The organism is Nocardia sp. NPDC057353, from assembly GCF_042667085.1.
Taxonomy (GTDB): domain Bacteria; phylum Actinomycetota; class Actinomycetes; order Mycobacteriales; family Mycobacteriaceae; genus Nocardia.
Genome location: NZ_JBHVAK010000002.1, coordinates 161,119 through 178,803, shown reverse-complemented (window position 1 = coordinate 178,803; position 17,685 = coordinate 161,119). Strand labels below are relative to the sequence as shown.

Annotated in this window: 16 protein-coding genes; 14 read left to right on the top strand and 2 right to left on the bottom strand. The window is 73.3% G+C overall.

Annotated features, from left to right (window positions below; genetic code table 11):
- Nucleotides 1-27: 27 nt before the first annotated feature.
- The 12 genes from ftsY (at nt 28) to trmD (ending at nt 12,052) form a co-directional block, all read left to right on the top strand.
- Nucleotides 28-1,572: a signal recognition particle-docking protein FtsY gene (gene ftsY, locus ACFUUZ_RS01805; protein WP_378691350.1), complete on the top strand. Its 1,545-nt coding sequence runs from the start codon at nt 28-30 to the stop codon at nt 1,570-1,572.
- 195 nt (nt 1,573-1,767) lie between these two features.
- Nucleotides 1,768-3,114, top strand: a complete 1,347-nt coding sequence (locus ACFUUZ_RS01800) for an ammonium transporter (protein WP_378691348.1) — start codon at nt 1,768-1,770, stop codon at nt 3,112-3,114.
- Between the two features lie 3 nt (nt 3,115-3,117).
- Nucleotides 3,118-3,456, top strand: coding sequence for a P-II family nitrogen regulator (locus ACFUUZ_RS01795; protein ID WP_378691345.1), 339 nt, complete (start codon nt 3,118-3,120; stop codon nt 3,454-3,456).
- A 113-nt stretch (nt 3,457-3,569) separates the two neighbouring features.
- Nucleotides 3,570-5,990 carry a [protein-PII] uridylyltransferase gene (locus ACFUUZ_RS01790; protein ID WP_378691342.1) on the top strand — a complete coding sequence of 807 codons (2,421 nt, stop codon included), beginning with the start codon at nt 3,570-3,572 and terminating at the stop codon, nt 5,988-5,990.
- 114 nt (nt 5,991-6,104) lie between these two features.
- Complete coding sequence (locus tag ACFUUZ_RS01785) at nt 6,105-6,371, top strand: hypothetical protein (protein ID WP_378691339.1); 267 nt, start codon at nt 6,105-6,107, stop codon at nt 6,369-6,371.
- A 111-nt stretch (nt 6,372-6,482) separates the two neighbouring features.
- A complete protein-coding gene (gene ffh, locus ACFUUZ_RS01780; protein WP_378691337.1) occupies nt 6,483-8,033 on the top strand; it encodes a signal recognition particle protein in 1,551 nt (516 codons plus the stop codon).
- A gap of 185 nt (nt 8,034-8,218) precedes the next feature.
- Nucleotides 8,219-9,313: an amidohydrolase family protein gene (locus tag ACFUUZ_RS01775; RefSeq protein ID WP_378691334.1), complete on the top strand. Its 1,095-nt coding sequence runs from the start codon at nt 8,219-8,221 to the stop codon at nt 9,311-9,313.
- Between the two features lie 58 nt (nt 9,314-9,371).
- The gene (locus ACFUUZ_RS01770; protein ID WP_378691331.1) at nt 9,372-9,929 is read left to right on the top strand and encodes a dihydrofolate reductase family protein; all 558 of its coding nucleotides are present in this window, start codon (nt 9,372-9,374) and stop codon (nt 9,927-9,929) included.
- 212 nt (nt 9,930-10,141) lie between these two features.
- Nucleotides 10,142-10,573, top strand: coding sequence for a 30S ribosomal protein S16 (gene rpsP, locus ACFUUZ_RS01765; protein WP_378691329.1), 432 nt, complete (start codon nt 10,142-10,144; stop codon nt 10,571-10,573).
- Complete coding sequence (locus ACFUUZ_RS01760) at nt 10,573-10,815, top strand: RNA-binding protein (RefSeq protein ID WP_233019760.1); 243 nt, start codon at nt 10,573-10,575, stop codon at nt 10,813-10,815. The genes rpsP and ACFUUZ_RS01760 overlap by 1 nt, the downstream gene beginning before the upstream one ends.
- On the top strand, nt 10,816-11,340 hold the full coding sequence (rimM, locus tag ACFUUZ_RS01755; protein WP_378691326.1) for a ribosome maturation factor RimM: 525 nt from the start codon (nt 10,816-10,818) through the stop codon (nt 11,338-11,340).
- Between the two features lie 7 nt (nt 11,341-11,347).
- A complete protein-coding gene (trmD, locus tag ACFUUZ_RS01750) occupies nt 11,348-12,052 on the top strand; it encodes a tRNA (guanosine(37)-N1)-methyltransferase TrmD (RefSeq protein WP_378691323.1) in 705 nt (234 codons plus the stop codon).
- Nucleotides 12,053-12,205: 153 nt separating this feature from the next.
- Here the strand turns inward: trmD and ACFUUZ_RS01745 are convergent, their stop codons facing one another.
- Both ACFUUZ_RS01745 and ACFUUZ_RS01740 read right to left on the bottom strand, forming a co-directional pair.
- The gene (locus ACFUUZ_RS01745) at nt 12,206-13,366 is read right to left on the bottom strand and encodes a PQQ-binding-like beta-propeller repeat protein (protein WP_378691320.1); all 1,161 of its coding nucleotides are present in this window, start codon (nt 13,364-13,366) and stop codon (nt 12,206-12,208) included.
- Between the two features lie 61 nt (nt 13,367-13,427).
- Nucleotides 13,428-14,288, bottom strand: coding sequence for a LuxR C-terminal-related transcriptional regulator (locus ACFUUZ_RS01740; RefSeq protein WP_378691317.1), 861 nt, complete (start codon nt 14,286-14,288; stop codon nt 13,428-13,430).
- Between the two features lie 99 nt (nt 14,289-14,387).
- Between ACFUUZ_RS01740 and ACFUUZ_RS01735 the strand changes: the two genes are divergently transcribed.
- Complete coding sequence (locus tag ACFUUZ_RS01735; protein WP_378691314.1) at nt 14,388-16,034, top strand: AMP-binding protein; 1,647 nt, start codon at nt 14,388-14,390, stop codon at nt 16,032-16,034.
- Nucleotides 16,031-17,656, top strand: coding sequence for an AMP-binding protein (locus ACFUUZ_RS01730; protein WP_378691311.1), 1,626 nt, complete (start codon nt 16,031-16,033; stop codon nt 17,654-17,656). Before ACFUUZ_RS01735 ends, ACFUUZ_RS01730 begins: the two co-directional genes overlap by 4 nt.
- Nucleotides 17,657-17,685 lie beyond the last annotated feature (29 nt).

Below are 17,685 nucleotides of genomic sequence, written 5' to 3'. Positions count from 1 at the left end.
CAGCGGGGCTCTGCAAGGATGTCCGGTGTGAGTGCCGAAGCCTGGATTCTGATCGCCGTGATCGCCGCCGTCGTACTGGTGGTGTTGGTCGCGGGCTACGTCCTGTCCAAGCGGCGCCGGGTGTCGCTGACCGCCCCGGCGGAGGAGAAGGAGCTGACCGACCGCTCCGGCGGGTACTCCGCCGCGGGCGGATTCAGCTTCAGCAGGGGCGGTGCCGCGACCGCGGAGCCGGAGCCGCGGCTGCGCGACCGCACCGACACCGAGGGGCAGCCGCACGTCGGCGACGACGCCGCCGTGCCGCGCGACGCGCCCCGGCGCGGGATCACCGAGGTGCGGCTCCCGGACGCCGACGTCGAACAGTCCGGAACTGTCACCCGCCCCGATGAATCCACCGATCCCGCCACCGCCGCGCCGACCGGAACGGACACTCCCGACCCCGGGACCGCCGCCCCCGGCGAAACTGCTGCTGCCGGTGGTACGGCTGCTCCCGGCGGAACCCCCGCTCCGACCGGGACCGCCCCCGGCGACACCGATGCGGCGTCCGAGAGCACCGCCACCACCCCGACGGCCCCGTCCACCGCCGACACCGCGCCGTCCATCCCGGTACCCGACCCCTCGGCCGCCGCGGTCACCCCACCGACCGACGAGATCGCCCCGACCTCCGGCCGCCTGACCCGCCTCCGCGGCAGGCTCTCCCGCTCGCAGAACGCCGTCGGCAAGAGCCTGCTCGGCCTGCTCGGCGGCGGCGACCTGGACGAGGACTCCTGGGAGGAGATCGAGGACACCCTGGTCCTCGCCGACCTCGGCACCGCCAGCACCGGCGTGATCGTGCAGCGGCTGCGCGAGGAGATGGCGGCGCGCTCGGTGCGCACCACCGACGAGGCCCGCGCGGTCCTGCGCGCCGTCCTGGTCGAGGCGCTGCGCCCGGAGCTGGACCGCGCCGTCCGCGCCCTCCCGCACGCCGACCACCCGTCGATCCTGCTCGTGGTCGGCGTGAACGGCACCGGCAAGACCACCACCACCGGCAAGCTGGCCAGGGTGCTGGTCGCCGACGGCCGCCGGGTGCTGCTCGGCGCCGCCGACACCTTCCGCGCCGCCGCCGCCGACCAGCTGCAGACCTGGGGCGAGCGGGTCGGCGCCGACACCGTGCGCGGCCGCGAGGGCGCGGACCCGGCCTCGGTCGCCTTCGACGCCGTGACCGCGGGGATCGAGCGCGGCGTCGACGCCGTCCTGGTCGACACCGCGGGCAGGCTGCACACCAAGACCGGGCTGATGGACGAGCTCGGCAAGGTCAAGCGGGTGGTGGAGAAGAAGGCCGCCGTGGACGAGGTGCTGCTGGTGCTGGACGCCACCGTCGGGCAGAACGGCCTGGCCCAGGCGCGGGTCTTCGCCGAGGTGGTCGACATCACCGGCGTCGTGCTCACCAAGCTGGACGGCACCGCCAAGGGCGGCATCGTCTTCCAGGTGCAGCACGAGCTCGGCGTGCCGGTGAAACTGGTCGGCCTCGGCGAGGGCGCCGACGATCTGGCCCCGTTCGAGCCGGGCGCCTTCGTGGACGCGCTGCTCGGCTGAGACGCCCCCGTGACGGACCCCGCGGCGGCCCGAGATGCCGCCGTGGGCCGCGCGAAACGTGGCCGCAACACAACCGGCGCACCCGTTCACCTACGCGAAACACGGGAGATCGCCGGATGAAACACCAGGTGAGGATTCTTCTTCCCAGGTCCTGATGCCGAAGTCGGCCGGGCCCGAGATGAGGAGGACATCAAGGTGGATTTTCCCACGATCGGCGCGCCGGACGCCGGTGACACCGCATGGATGCTGGCGGCCGCTGCGCTCGTCTTGCTGATGACGCCAGGGCTCGCGTTCTTCTACGGCGGCATGGTCCGCGCCAAGAACGTGCTGAACATGATCATGATGAGCATCAGCGCGATGGGGCTCGTCACGGTCCTCTGGGCGCTGTACGGCTTCTCCGTCGCCTTCGGTGAGGACAAGGCCAACCTGATCGGCGACCCGACGCAGTACTTCGGGCTCGCGAAGGTCTTCGGTGGCGAGTACCTGGCCTCCACCGACCCGGAGGCGCCCGCGGCCATCCCGCTGTTCGGCACCATCCCGCTCTCGGTGTTCGTCGCCTTCCAGCTGATGTTCGCGATCATCACGGTCGCCCTCATCTCGGGTGCGGTGGCCGACCGCATCAAGTTCGGCTCCTGGCTGGTCTTCGCCGGTCTCTGGGCCACCATCGTCTACTTCCCGGTGGCGCACTGGGTCTTCGCCTTCGACGGCTACACCGCCGAGGAGGGCGGCTGGATCGCCAACAACCTCAAGGCCATCGACTTCGCCGGTGGCACCGCGGTGCACATCAACGCCGGTGTGGCGGGCCTGGTGCTGGCGCTGATCCTCGGCAAGCGCCGCGGCTGGCCCAAGACCCCGTTCCGCCCGCACAACCTGCCGTTCGTGATGCTCGGCGCCGGGCTGCTGTGGTTCGGCTGGTACGGCTTCAACGCGGGCTCCGCGGTCGGCGCCAACGGCATCGCGGGCGCCACCTTCCTGACCACCACGATCGCCACCGCCGCCGCCATGCTCGCCTGGCTGCTGGTGGAGAAGATCCGCGACGGCAAGCCGACCTCGCTCGGCGCCGCCTCCGGCATCGTGGCGGGCCTGGTCGCCATCACCCCGGCCTGTTCCTCGGTGAACACCGTCGGCGCGCTGGTGATCGGCGTCGTCGCGGGTGCGCTCTGCGCCCTCGCGGTCGGGCTGAAGTTCCGCTTCGGCTTCGACGACTCGCTCGACGTGGTCGGCGTGCACCTGGTCGGCGGTCTGGTCGGCACCCTGCTGGTCGGTCTGGTCGCGGCGCCGGAAGCACCGGCGGCGGTCTCCGGGCTGTTCTACGGTGGTGGCCTGGAGCCGCTGAAGCTGCAGGCCGTCGGCGCCTTCGCGGTGCTGGCCTACTCCGCGATCGCGACCGCGATCATCGCCCTCGCCATCAAGTTCACCATCGGCCTCCGGGTGTCCGACGAGGACGAGGCGCTGGGCGCGGACGAGTCCGAGCACGCGGAGAGCGCATACGATTTCGCTGCTGTGGGCGGCACGGCACGTACCACCGTCAAGGAGGCATGACGCATGAAACTGATCACCGCCATCGTCAAACCGTTCACCCTCGAGGACGTCAAGAGCGCGCTCGAGCAGGCGGGCATCCTCGGGATGACCGTGAGCGAGGTGCAGGGCTACGGCAGGCAGAAGGGCCACACCGAGGTCTACCGCGGCGCCGAGTACTCGGTGGACTTCGTGCCGAAGGTGCGGGTCGAGGTGGTCGTGGACGACGCCTCGGTGGACAAGGTCGTCGAGGTGATCGTCGAGGCATCGCGCACCGGCAAGATCGGTGACGGCAAGGTCTGGGTGACCCCGGTCGAGACCGTGGTGCGAGTGCGCACCGGCGAGCGCGGCAGCGACGCACTGTAGTACCGGGGCCGGTGGACGGACCGGCCCCGGATTCAGCACGAGAGAGCGGCGGCCCCGCTCCGGCCCGCACAGGGACCGGAGCGGGGTCGCGCGCGTGGAACGGGCGGTGAGTAGTGGGCAACAATCAGAACAACGGGGCTGCCGATCTGGTCCGGGCACGGGCTCAGCTGCTCGAGGGGGGCCATCCGCGCAATCCGCGGCTGGACGCGGAATCACTGCGGTCGGCGCTGGTCGACCTGTTCGACCTCTGGCTCACCGGCAAGGGCGCCGAGCTCGGCATCGGGCCGGACAGCGGGCTGGCGCTGGTCGCCGTCGGCGGGCTGGGGCGGCGCGAGATGCTGCCCTACTCCGACCTGGACCTGCTGCTGCTGCACGACGACGTCGACCCGGCCCGGGTGGCCGAGGTGGCCGACCAGCTCTGGTACCCGCTCTGGGACGCGCACATCAAGCTGGACCACAGCGTGCGCACGGTGCCGCAGGCGCTCCGCGTCGCCGCCGACGACATCCCGGCCGCGCTCGGCATGCTGGAGGCCAGGCACATCGTAGGCGACGCCGACCTGAGCAACCTGCTGATCGGCGGGGTGCGCCGGGAGTGGCGCACCAATATCCGCTCCCGCTTCGATGACCTGATCGCGCAGACCCGCACGCGCTGGCAGCGCAGCGGCGAGATCGCGCACCGGGCCGAGCCGGACCTGAAGAACGGCCGCGGCGGGCTCCGCGACATCCAGCTGCTCGACGCGCTCGCCATCGCCCAGCTCACCGATGCCATGCCCGGCCTCGGCCCGGACGTCCCCGGCGGCGGGCTGAAGCACGCGCACCGCAGGCTGCTCGACGTGCGCACCGAGCTGCACCGGGTGGCGGGCCGCGCCCGCGACCAGCTGCGCGCCCAGGACGCCGACGAGATCGGCGCCGCGCTGCGCATCGGCGACCGCTTCGACCTGGCCAGGACGCTCAGCGACTCGGCGCGCACGGTGAGCTACTCGGTGGATGTCGGGCTGCGCACCGCGGCCAACGCGCTGCCGCGCCGCGGCCTGGCCCGGCTGCGCCGGATGCCGGTGCGCCGCCCGATCGACGAGGGCGTGGTCGAGCACGCGGGCGAGGTGGTGCTGGCCCGCGATGCCAGGCCGCAGCGCGACCCCGGGCTGATCCTGCGGGTGGCCGCGGCCTCCGCCGTCACCGGGCTGCCGATGTCGGCCACCACCCTGAACCGGCTCTCCGAGGACGCGCCGGAGCTGCGCGAGCCGTGGCCCAAGGACGCCCTGAACGACCTGCTCGTGCTGCTCGGCGCGGGCCGCAACGCCATCGGCGTGATCGAGGCGCTGGACCGCACCGGGCTCTGGGGCAGGCTGCTGCCGGAGTGGGGCGCGGTGCGCGACCTGCCGCCCCGGGACGCCATCCACACCTGGACCGTCGACCGGCACCTCATGGAGACCGTCGCCTACGCGGGCGCGGGCAGCACCAGGGTCGCCAGGCCGGACCTGCTCGCGCTCGGTGCGCTGCTGCACGACATCGGCAAGGGCCGCGCGGGCGACCACAGCGTGGTCGGCGCCGAGCTGGCCACGCACATCGGGCGCAGGCTCGGGCTCTGGCCCTCGGATGTGCGCACGCTCAGCGCCATCGTCCGGTACCACCTGCTGCTGCCGGACACCGCGACCCGCCGCGACCTGGCCGACCCGGCCACCGTCGAACACGTGGTGACCGCGCTCGACGGCGATGTGCAGCTGCTGGAGCTGCTGCACACCCTGGCCGAGGCGGACTCGCTGGCCACCGGCCCCGGCGTCTGGGGCGACTGGAAGGCCTCGCTCATCGGCGACCTGGTGCGGCGCTGCCGGACCGTCATGCGCGGCGACGAGCTGCCAGCGCCGGAGCCGATCGCCCCTGAGCTGCTGGCCAAGGCCGCCGCGGGCGGGGTGCACGTGGAGCTGCAGCCCGGCGACGGCAAGCACACCCACACCGTTACGGTGATCGCCCCGGACGCGCCGGGGCTGCTCTCGGACGCCGCCGGGGTGCTCGCGCTGCACTCGCTGCGGGTGCTCTCGGCCGCGCTCGGCGTCGAGGGGGAGTCGGCCGTCGACACCTTCGTGGTGACCCCGCGCTTCGGCGGCCCGCCGGACGCCGGGCTGCTGCGCCAGGAACTCATCCGCGCCATGGCGGGCGACCTCGACCCGGGCGCGGTGCTGGCCAAGCGCGAACGCGACGCCGACGGCCCCGGCCCCGGCCCCTACGCGCAGGCGCAGCCGCGGGTGATCTGGTCGGAGGGGTCGGCGCCGGGCCGGGTGATCATGGAGCTGCGCGCCGAGGACCGGCTCGGCATGCTCACCCGGCTGGCCGCGGTCTTCGCGGAGTCCGCGGCCTCGGTGCGCTGGGCCAAGGTGGTGACCATGGGCTCGGCGGTCGTCGACACCTTCTGTCTCGAGCTCGGCGCGGGCGACACCCCCGAGCGCAGGGCCGCGCTGGAGCGGAGCGTGCTGGCGGTGGTGCCGCAGCCCGCCCCGAAGAAGCCGGAGGAGACGGGAGATTCGGCTGTCGGTTGAATCACCGACGCGATTCCGCTACCGCATCGAATGTGACGCAGATTACTATCGGGTGACCGGAAACGTCGATGAGAGGTGGGTCCGTTGGCGCTGGAGGTGGTATCGGCGTCGCTGATGACCAGCGACGGGACCAGGCACATCGCCCGCTGCGTCGGCAACGGGAACTGGGTGGTGTCCTGGCTGCCCGGCCGCACCCTCAGCGCGCCGCAGGCCGTCACCGCCATGACCATCGCCTCCGCGGTGGCCACCGGCGGCGCCGACGGCGCGGGCGAACTCGACGCGGCCGCCGCCGAACTCGGCCTCACCGGCCGCGAGGCGGTGTTCCTCGTCGCGGTGGAGGACCACGACTACCAGACCCAGCGCCCGCGGCCGCGGCGCTGAGCCCGCGGCGGGCACCGGCGGGCGGAGTTCACCGACCGCCGCGTGGTACGCCGCGTCCGCCGATTACCCTGGACGGGAAATGTCGTCCCCCCGAGTCCAGGAGCGCGATCGGTGTTCGAATCACTGTCCGACCGGCTGACAGGTGCCCTCAAGGATCTGCGTGGCAAGGGGCGTCTGTCACCGGCCGACATCGACGCCACCGCGCGCGAGATCCGGCTGGCGCTGCTGGAGGCCGACGTCGCGCTGCCGGTGGTGCGCGGCTTCATCGCCCGGATCAAGGAGCGCGCCAACGGCGCCGAGGTCTCGGCGGCGCTGAACCCGGCGCAGCAGGTCGTCAAGATCGTCAACGAGGAGCTCGTCGGCATCCTCGGCGGCGAGACCCGCAGGCTCACCCTGGCCAAGACCCCGCCGACCGTCATCATGCTGGCCGGTCTGCAGGGCGCCGGTAAGACCACGCTCGCGGGCAAGCTCGCGAAATGGCTGCGCGGGCAGGGCCATCAGCCGCTGCTCGTCGCCTGCGACCTGCAGCGCCCCGGCGCCGTCACCCAGCTGCAGGTGGTCGGCGAGCGGGCGGGCGTCCCGGTCTTCGCGCCGCATCCCGGCACCGGGCTCGGCGGGGAGAACCAGCTCGGCGTCTCGGCCGCCGACCCCGTGCGGGTCGCGGAGTCCGGCATCGCCGAGGCGAAGGCCAAGCAGTACGACGTGGTCATCGTCGACACCGCGGGTCGGCTCGGTATCGACGCCGAACTGATGCAGCAGGCCTCCGGCATCCGCGATGCCGTGCAGCCGGACGAGGTGCTCTTCGTCCTCGACGCCATGATCGGCCAGGACGCGGTGAGCACCGCCGAGGCGTTCCGCGACGGCGTCGGCTTCACCGGCGTGGTGCTGACCAAGCTGGACGGTGACGCCCGCGGCGGTGCGGCGCTCTCGGTCCGCAATGTCACCGGCGCGCCGATCATGTTCGCCTCCACCGGCGAGAAGCTGGAGGACTTCGACGTCTTCCACCCGGACCGGATGGCCAGCCGCATCCTCGGCATGGGCGACGTGCTCACCCTCATCGAGCAGGCCGAGCAGGTCTACGACCAGCAGCAGGCCGAGGAGGCGGCGCGCAAGATCGGCAGCGGCGAGCTGACGCTGGAGGACTTCCTGGAGCAGATGCTCGCCATCCGCAAGATGGGGCCGATCGGCAACCTGCTCGGCATGCTCCCCGGCGCGGGCCAGATGAAGGACGCGCTCGCCGCCGTCGACGACAAGCAGCTGGACCGGGTGCAGGCCATCATCCGCGGCATGACCCCCGCCGAGCGCGCCGAACCCAAGATCATCAACGCCTCCCGCAGGCTGCGCATCGCGAACGGCTCGGGTGTCCAGGTCTCCGACGTGAACCAGCTGGTGGACCGGTTCTTCGAGGCCAGGAAGATGATGGCGGCCATGGGCAGGCAGATGGGCATGCCCGGCGCCAACCGGCGGAACAACCGCAAGGGGAAGAAGGGCAAGAAGGGCGGGCGCGGCCCGACCCCGCCGAAGGTGCGCGGCGGCTTCCCCGGCATGCCGGGGCTTCCGCCCGGCATGCCCGACATCTCCAACATGCCCGCCGGGCTCGACCAGCTGCCGCCCGGGCTGGAGGGGTTCGACATCTCGAAGCTGAAGTTCCCCAAGCAGTAGCGGTTTCCCGGCCCGGCCCGGCCCGGCCGCGAGGTCCGGGAGCCGGGACGCGGGCTCTCTCCGCGATGCTGGGTTCCCGCGGCGCGGGGTTTTCAGAGCGCTGGGCAACTCCGTGACGGGGGAGAGAGCCGCAGCACGGGTGTGGACCGTCCCGGGCGGGGACGGTCCGGGCAAAGGAGGTCGTGGTGCATCTGCGAGGTGTGGTTCTGCCCGAGGCCGAGGTGCGTGACCTCTGGGTGCACGAGGGACGGGTCACCTACGAGCCCGTGCCCGGTGCCGAGACCTTCGCGCGGGACGGCTGGATCGTGCCCGGCCTGGTGGACGCGCACTGCCACGTCGGCATCCGGTACGGCGGCGGGCACGAGGACCGGGACGGCGCGATCGAGCAGGCCGTCACCGAGCGGGAGGCGGGCGCGCTGCTGCTGCGCGACGCGGGCTCGCCGATCGACACCCGCTTCGTGGACGAGCACGAGGAGCTGCCGCGGATCATCCGGGCGGGCAGGCACATCGCGCGCCCCAAGCGCTACATCCGGGAGCTCGGCATCGAGCTGGACGACGAGCGCGACCTGCCGGAGATCGTGGCCGAGCAGGCCAGGTTCGGCGACGGCTGGGTGAAGATCGTCGGCGACTGGATCGACCGCGCGGTCGGCGACCTGCGCCCGCTCTGGAGCGACTCTGTGCTGCGGGAGGCGATCGACGCCGCGCACGCCAACGGCGCCAGGGTCACCGCGCACGTGTTCGGCGAGGACGCGCTGCCCGGGCTCATCAATGCCGGGATCGACTGCCTGGAGCACGGCACCGGCCTCACCGACGACACCGTCGCGCTCATGGTCGAGCACGGCACCGCGCTGGTGCCGACGCTGGTCAATATCGACACCTTCCCCGGCATCGCCGACGGCGCGGGCAGGTTCCCGGTCTACGCCGCGCACATGCGCGACCTGCACCGCCGGGTGCGCGACACCGTCGGCCGCGCGCACGAGGCCGGGGTGCCGATCTACGCGGGCACCGACGCGGGCGGCTCGATCCGGCACGGCCGGATCGCCGACGAGATCGGCGCGCTCGCGGGCGCCGGGCTCTCCGCGCACGACGCGCTCGGCGCCGCCTCCTGGGCCGCCCGCCGCTGGCTCGGCCGCCCGGTCCTGGAGGAGGGCGCCCCCGCCGATTTCGTCCTCTACGACACCGATCCGCGCACCGACCCGGCCGCGCTGACCGCCCCGCGCGCGGTGATCCTGCGCGGCAGGCCCTACCCGCGGCGCGACCCCGTGACCGCGCACCGCTGAATTCCGGACCGCGGGCCCGTCACAACAGGGAGAAGCGCCACCGACCGGAAGGAATCCCGTGCGCGAACTCGTCGTGACCCAGAACATCACCCTCGACGGTGTGATCGAAGCCGCCGACTGGTTCTCGGTGGCGGGCACCGACCCGGAGGCCACCGCCGACCTGGACGCCGCGCTGCGCGCGCAGGCCGCCGCCTCGGACGCGGTGCTCTTCGGCAGGCGGACCTTCGAGGAGATGCGCGGCTTCTGGCCCGAGCAGACCGACGACACCACCGGCGTCACCGAGCACCTGAACTCCGTCACCAAGTACGTCGTCTCCCGCACCCTCACCGAGCCCGGCTGGGCCAACTCGGAGATCCTCTCCGGCCCGCTCGCCGCGGAGGTCGCGGGCATCAAGGCGCGGCCCGGTCGCGCCATCGTGGTCACCGGCAGCATCCGGCTGTGCCACGCGCTCATCGCCGCGGACCTGGTGGACGAGTACCGGCTCTTCGTCTACCCGGTGGTGGTCGGCTCCGGCGCCCGGCTCTTCGCGGACGCCACCGGGGTGCCGCCGCTGCGGCTCGCCGAGTCCATGGCCTTCCGCTCCGGCGTGGTGCTGCTCAGCTACCGACGGAGCTGACCGAGCCGATTTCGGGCGGACCGCCCCCGTCTGGCACAATGATCCACCGTCCTTCTGGACGCGTGTCAGCCCGTCTCCGGTTCCGTACCGCGCGGCGGTCACACACTTCGAGCGCGAAACCGGACCCGCAGACCGTGCGGGGTCGCTGAATCGCGCAGTGACCATTCGGCCGCCCCCGCGGCGGCCACCACCGAAAGGCAGAACTCACAGCCATGGCTGTTCGCATCAAGCTCACCCGCCTGGGCAAGATCCGCAACCCGCAGTACCGCGTCGTCGTCGCCGACGCCCGCACCCGCCGCGACGGCCGGGCCATCGAGTCGATCGGCAAGTACCACCCCAAGGAAGAGCCCTCGCTGATCGAGATCGACGCGGAGCGCGTGGCGTACTGGCTCGGCGTCGGCGCCCAGCCCACCGAGCCCGTGCAGCGGCTGCTGGAGATCACCGGTGACTGGCAGAAGTTCAAGGGCCTGCCGGGCGCGGAGGGCACCCTCAAGGTGAAGCCCGCCAAGCCGAGCAAGCTGGACCTGTTCAACGCCGCGCTGGCCGCCGCCGACAACGAGCCCTCCGCCGAGGCCGTGACGCCGAAGAAGAAGGCGAAGAAGGCCGACGACGCTGCGGCCGAGTCGACCGAAGCCGCCGAGTAATGAGCGTGGTCGTCGCCGATGCCGTGGAGCACCTGGTGCGCGGCATCGTCGCCAACCCGGACGATGTCCGGGTCGAGCTGATCACCGGCAGGCGCGGCCGCACCGTCGAGGTGCACGTGCACCCGGACGACCTGGGCAAGGTCATCGGCCGCGGCGGCCGCACCGCCACCGCGCTGCGCACGCTGGTCGCCGGGATCGGCGGCCGCGGCATCCGGGTCGACGTGGTCGACACCGACGCGTAGATGGAACTCGTCGTCGGACGGGTCGCCAAGTCGCACGGCGTGCGCGGCGAACTCGTCGTCGAGATCCGCACCGACGATCCCGGCGCCCGCTTCGCGCCCGGCGCCGTCCTGCTCGGCAGGCCGCCGCGGGCGCGCACCGGGGGCACGGAGTTCACCGTGGAGTCGGCCCGAGAGCACTCGGGCCGGCTTCTCGTGCGTCTGCGCGGGGTGGACGGTCGCGACGCGGCGGACGCGCTGCGCGGCACGCTGTTTCTGGTGGACAGCGCCGACCTGCCGCCGAGCGAGGACCCGGACGAGTTCTACGACCACGAACTCGAGGGGCTCGCGGTGCGGCTCACCGACGGCACCGCCGTCGGCACCGTCACCGAGGTGCTGCACTCGGCCGCGGGCGAGCTGCTCTCGGTGCGCGCCGAGGACGGCAGGGAGATCCTGGTCCCGTTCGTCACCGCCATCGTGCCGACCGTCTCGGTGGCCGACGGCCTCGTGGTGATCGACCCGCCCGCGGGGCTGCTCGATCCGGAATGAGGCCGTCGTGAAACTGGATGTGCTCACGATCTTCCCCGAGTACCTGGAGCCGCTGCGCGCCGCGCTGCTCGGCAAGGCCATCGACCGCGGGCTGATCTCGATCGGCGTGCACGACCTGCGGAACTGGACGCACGACGTGCACCGGTCGGTGGACGACTCGCCGTACGGCGGCGGGCCGGGCATGGTCATGAAGCCCTCCGTGTGGGGTGTCGCGCTGGACGAGGTCTGCCCGGACGAGGCGCTGCTGGTGGTGCCGACCCCGGCGGGGGTGCCGTTCACGCAGGCCACCGCGGAGCGCTGGGCGGCCGAGCGGCACCTGGTCTTCGCCTGCGGCCGGTACGAGGGCATCGACCAGCGGGTCTTCGACGATGCCGCGCGCCGGGTGCGGGTCGAGGAGGTGAGCATCGGTGACTACGTGCTCATCGGCGGTGAGGCCGCCGTCCTGGTGATGGTCGAGGCGGTGGTCCGGCTGCTGCCCGGCGTGCTGGGCAACCAGCAGTCGCACCGGGAGGACTCCTTCTCCGACGGCCTGCTCGAGGGCCCCAGCTACACCCGTCCGGTGGTGTGGCGCGATCTCGAGGTGCCGCCGATCCTGCTCTCCGGCGACCACGCCAAGATCGCGGCCTGGCGGCACGAGCGGGCGCTGGAGCGCACCCGCGCCCGCAGACCCGACCTGCTCCCCGGCGACGACGGCGTCCCCGACCCGGCCTGACCGCGCCCGTGATGCGGCTTTACCGCGCCCGTGACCCGGCCTGACCACGCCCGTGACCCGGCCTGACCGCGCACGCGACCCGCCCGACCGTGCACGCGACCCGGACTGGCCGCGCACGCGACCCAGCCCGACCGATCGGGCCGGCGCGCCCGCTCAGCCGGACGGGATCACCGCGGCCCGCCCGTCCGCACCGGGCACCAGCACACCCCAGGGCGCGGCGTGCAGCCGCGCGGTCTGCGCGACCGGCATGGCCAGCGCCGGTTCCTCCCCGCGCGCCGTCGGTCGCGGCCCCGCGAGGTGGGTGCGCTCACCGGTCCGGAGGTCGTAGGCGACCAGCGACCCGTCGTCGCGCGCCCCGCCGCGCGGCCGCAGCGTCGCCAGCAGCACGCCGTCGGGGGATTCGGTGCTCATCAGCACCTCCTCTCCCGCATCGAGCGGCGCGGTCCAGCGCACCCCGCCGTCCGGCTCCACGAACCGCATCTCGGTGTTCTGCGCCAGCACCGAGCTGTCCATGATCAGCGCGGTGCCGCCCGGGCGGGCGAAGCGGTAGCGGGACTTCTCGCCGACCGCCTGACGGCCGAGCTCCTCGCCGCTCCGCAGCGCGAGGAACACCCGCTCGGCGTCGGACTTCAGCGTCAGGGTGTCGGACGAATCGACCACGACGGTGTCGGTTCCGGTGAACGTGCGCGCCCACAGCTCGGCGCCGGTGAGCCGGTCGAACGCGGCGACCGCGAGGTCGAGCCCGGTGCCGTCCTGCGCGAAGCGGGTGGGGCAGCGCAGCAGCGCGACCTCCCGCGTCAGCAGCACGGAGAGGTCGTCCTCGGTGAACGGCGGGGCGCAGCCCCACCGTGCCGGGTCGGCCGTCCAGCGCGGCCGGTTCGTCGCCGGGTCGCGGAGCACGACCCTGCCCTCCTCGATGCCGCTCTCCCACCACAGGTCGGCGGCGGTGCTCCACAGCTCGGCCCCGGTCTCGGCGGAGTAGGCGACGAAGCCGGGAGAGTTCGTCCAGCGCACCAGCAGCACGTCGCTGAAGGGCAGCGCCGTCGTCCGCTGCCGGTCGGGGGCGCTCCCGGCCCGCTGGATCGTCCACCGCTGCTCGCCCCCCGGACTCCGGCCGAGGATCGTGGTACCGCGCACGGTGTAGATGCCGGAATCGGTCACCCCCGCGTCGTCGAAGGCGCCGAGCTCGACGGCGCGGATCCCGGACAGCTCCAGCCCGCCCGGCGGCCGCGACCCCGCGGCACCCCCGCACGCCGCCAGCAGCAGTACCAGCCCGAACGCGGCCACCGCCCGGACCGCTCGATTCCACCCCATGCCGAACTCCTCCCCCGAGGTACGTGTCGGCGAGGATCATTGCACGCCCCACCGACAGGGTCTACGGCAGCAGCCGGGCCCGCCGCGCCCTGGCGACCGCCTCCACCCTGGTGTGCGCGTCCAACTTGCTCATAGCGCTGCGCAGGTAGCTCTTCACCGTCTCCGCGCCGACCGAGAGCCGCGCCGCCGCCTCCTGATTCGTGCAGCCGAGCGCGATCTGGGCGAGCACGTCGAGCTCCCGGCGGGAGAGCCGGGGCGCGTCGACGGCGGGGGCGCCCGCGAGCATGCGGGTGATCCGGTCGCCGACGGCGTCGACGCGGGCGCGCAGCGCGGGGTCGGCCACGGCGCCCGCGATCTCCCTGAGCTCGGCGTGGATATCGCGCAGCTCCTCGCTGTCCGCGCCCGCGGGCGCCGGGTCGGCGAGCCGGAGCAGCCGCAGCCGCCGGTCCACCTCGTCGCGGACGGTGATCTCGCGGGCCAGGTGCCGCGCCGCCCCGATCATCAGCTCGGCGGTGCGGCCGCCGAGCGGGGAGCCGCCGCGGTTCGCGGCGTACAGCACCGCGCGGGGTTCCCGGTCCACCACCACCGGCACCGCGAGCACCGAGCGGATGCCCTCGCCGAGCACCGGCCGGTCGTAGTCGTGCGTGATGGAGGAGGCGCTGCGGTAGTCGGCCACCGAGGCGGGGGCGCCGGTGTCCATGACCTGCCCGCCCAGGCCGGACATCCGGAGCACGGTGAGCCCGCGCAGCGCGTTGGTCGTGGTGCCGACGAACTCCGAGAGCAGCAGCGCATCCCGCGCGACCTCGCCGCCGAACGCCACCGGCACCCCCGCCTCCCCGGCCACCAGCCGCAGCGCCGCGCGCAACGCGTCACCGTCGCGCGGGCGGAGCAGGTGCCCACCGGGCGCACGATCGCGGCTCATTCGAAGGTCACCCCTTTTCGGGGGTAGTGCGGGACGTGACGTGTCCCACATTCTAGGCGGACTCCGGCGCGCGGCCGGAGCCGCACGAGGGAGGACCACATGGTGACCGAACCGGCCACGCTCGACAGCACCCCGGACCAGCGGGTGAGCACTCTGCTGGCGACCTACGACGGCCCGGCCGCGACCGCCGCGGTGCTGCTCTGCGACCGGCACCCGGCCGACCGGGTCGCGGTCACCGTCGTCGATCCCGACCTGCGCCACACCGACCTCACCTACGGCGAGCTGCGCGAGCGCTCGGAGCGGTTCGCCGCCGCGCTGGCCGAGCTCGGCGTCGGCCCCGGCGACCGAGTGGCCACGCTGATGGCCAAGTCGGCCGACCTGGTGGTCGCGCTGCTCGGCATCTGGCGGCGCGGCGCGGTACACGTCCCGCTCTTCACCGCCTTCGCCCCGCCCGCCATCGCCTTCCGGCTCACCGCGAGCGCGGCGCGCTGGGTGGTCGCCGACGCCGACCAGGCCGCGAAGCTGCGCCCCGGCGACGACATCCCGGCCGACGCGCCGTGGGGCGTGATCGTCGCGGGCGGCGAGCAGCCGGGCGCGCTGCGCTTCGAGGAGCTGCTCGCGCGGTACTCCGCCGCCGACCCGCGCGCCGCCGCGGTGACCGTGGGCGGCGACGGCCCGCTGGTGCAGCTCTTCACCAGCGGCACCACCGGGACCCCGAAGGGCGTGCCGATCCCGCTGCGCGCGCTGGCCTCTTTCCACGCCTACCAGGAGTTCGCGCTGGACGTCCGGCCGGAGGACGTCTTCTGGAACGCCGCCGACCCCGGCTGGGCCTACGGGCTGTACTACGCGATCCTGGCGCCGCTGGCGTCCGGGATCCGCTCCCTGCTGCTGCACGCGCCGTTCTCGCCCGCGCTCACCTGGCAGGTGCTGGAGCGCTTCGGCGTCACCAACTTCGCGGCCGCACCCACCGTCTACCGGGCCCTGCGCGCCGAACCCGCGCCGGAGGGGATCGCGCTGCGCCGCGCCTCGTCGGCGGGCGAGCCGCTCACCCCCGAGGTGGTGGCCTGGTCGGCGCGGACGCTCGGCGTCCCGGTCCGCGACCACTACGGCCAGACCGAGCACGGCATGGTGATCTGCAATGCCTGGCACGAGGCGCTGGACGCCACCGTTCCGCTCGGCTCGATGGGCAGGCAGCTGCCCGGCTGGCACTGCGCGGTCCTCGCCGACGACGCCGACACCGAGGCGCCCACCGGCGAGCTCGGCCGGGTCGCCATCGACACTCGGAACAGCCCGCTGCTCTGGTTCACCGGTTACCTGGACGCCCCCGAGCGCACCGCGCAGCGCTTCACCGCGGACGGCCGCTGGTACCTCACCGGCGACGCGGGCTCCGTCGACGCCGACGGCTTCTTCCGCTTCTCCGCCAGGGACGACGACGTGATCATCATGGCCGGCTACCGGATCGGCCCGTTCGAGGTGGAGAGCGTGCTGCTGCTGCACCCCGCGATCGCCGAGGCCGCGGTGGTCGGGATGCCGGACGAGCTGCGCGGCGAGGTGCTGGAGGCCTTCGTCGTGCTGCGGCAGGAGGCCACCGGCGACACCGCGCTCGCCGCCGAGCTGCAGAAGCTGGTCAAGGAGAAGTTCGCCGCACACGCCTACCCGCGCCGGGTGCACTTCGTCGAGGCACTGCCCAAGACCCCCAGCGGCAAGGTGCAGCGCTACCTGCTCCGCCAGGGCGGCCCCCGGTGACCGCCCCCGCCTACGACAGCGGCCTCGCCGACACCCCGCTGCTCGGCGAGACCATCGGGGGCAACCTCGAGCGGATCGCCGCCGCGCACCCGGGGCGCGAGGCCCTGGTCGACCGGGTCTCCGGCCGCCGCTGGCGCTACCGCGAGCTGCTCGCCGCGGTCGACGCGCTCGCGACCGGGCTGCTCGGGCACGGCGTCCGCGCAGGCGACCGGGTCGGAATCTGGGCGCCGAACTGCGCGGAGTGGTTCCTGGTGCAGTACGCCACCGCGAAGATCGGCGCGATCCTGGTGAACATCAACCCGGCGTACCGCACCTCGGAGCTGGAGTTCGTGCTCCGCCAGGCCGGGGTCGGGGTGCTGGTGACCGCGGAGTCCTTCAAGACCTCGGACTACGTCGCGATGGTCGGCGAGGTGCGTCCCGCGGTCCCGGAGCTGCGATCGGTGCTGGTCCTCGGCTCGCCGGAGTGGGCGGCGCTGGCGGCCACCGCACCGGACCCCGCCCGGCTGGCCGCCGTCGCCGCCGAGCTCTCCGCCGACGACCCGATCAATATCCAGTACACCTCGGGCACCACCGGCTTCCCCAAGGGCGCCACGCTCAGCCACCACAACATCCTGAACAACGGCTGGTTCGTCGGCGAGCTCTGCGGCTACACCGAGCACGACCGGATCTGCGTCCCGGTGCCCTTCTACCACTGCTTCGGCATGGTCATGGGCAACCTGGCGAGCACGACGCACGGCGCCGCCGTCGTCATCCCGGCGCCGTCGTTCGACCCGGAGGCCACCCTGGCCGCGGTCGCCGCCGAGCGCTGCACCTCGCTCTACGGCGTGCCGACCATGTTCATCGCCATGCTCGCCGCGCTCGACGCGGGCGCCGAGCACGACCTCTCGACGCTGCGCACCGGCATCATGGCGGGCTCGCCGTGCCCGGTCGAGGTGATGAAGCGGGTCATCGAGCGGATGAACATGGTCGAGGTCTCGATCTGCTACGGCATGACCGAGACCTCGCCGGTCTCCACCCAGACCCGCCGCGACGACAGCCTCGACCGGCGCACCGCCACGGTCGGCCGGGTCGGGCCGCACCTGGAGGTGAAGATCGTCGACCCGGCGACCGGGCGGACGCTGCCGCGCGGCGAGCCCGGCGAGCTCTGCACCCGCGGCTACTCGGTGATGCTCGGGTACTGGGGCGAGCCGGAGAAGACCGCCGAGGCGGTGGACGCCGCGCGCTGGATGCACACCGGCGACATCGCCGTCATGGACGGCGCCGGCTACCTCGCGGTGACCGGGCGGATCAAGGACATGGTGATCCGCGGCGGGGAGAACATCTACCCGCGCGAGATCGAGGAGTTCCTCTACACCCACCCGGATGTACTGGACGCCCAGGTGATCGGGGTGCCGGACGCCACCTACGGCGAGGAGCTGATGGCCTGGATCCGGCTGCGCGACGGCGCGGCCCCGCTGGACGCCGAGCGGCTGGGCGCGTACTGCGCGGGCAAGCTGGCGCACTACAAGATCCCGCGCTACGTACACCTGGTCGAAGAGTTCCCGATGACCGTCACCGGCAAGGTGCGCAAGGCCGAAATGCGCGAGCTGGCACGGGATCTGCTCGCCCGCCCGGACGCCTGACCCGCGGCGTCGGTGGGCGCCGGTAGGGT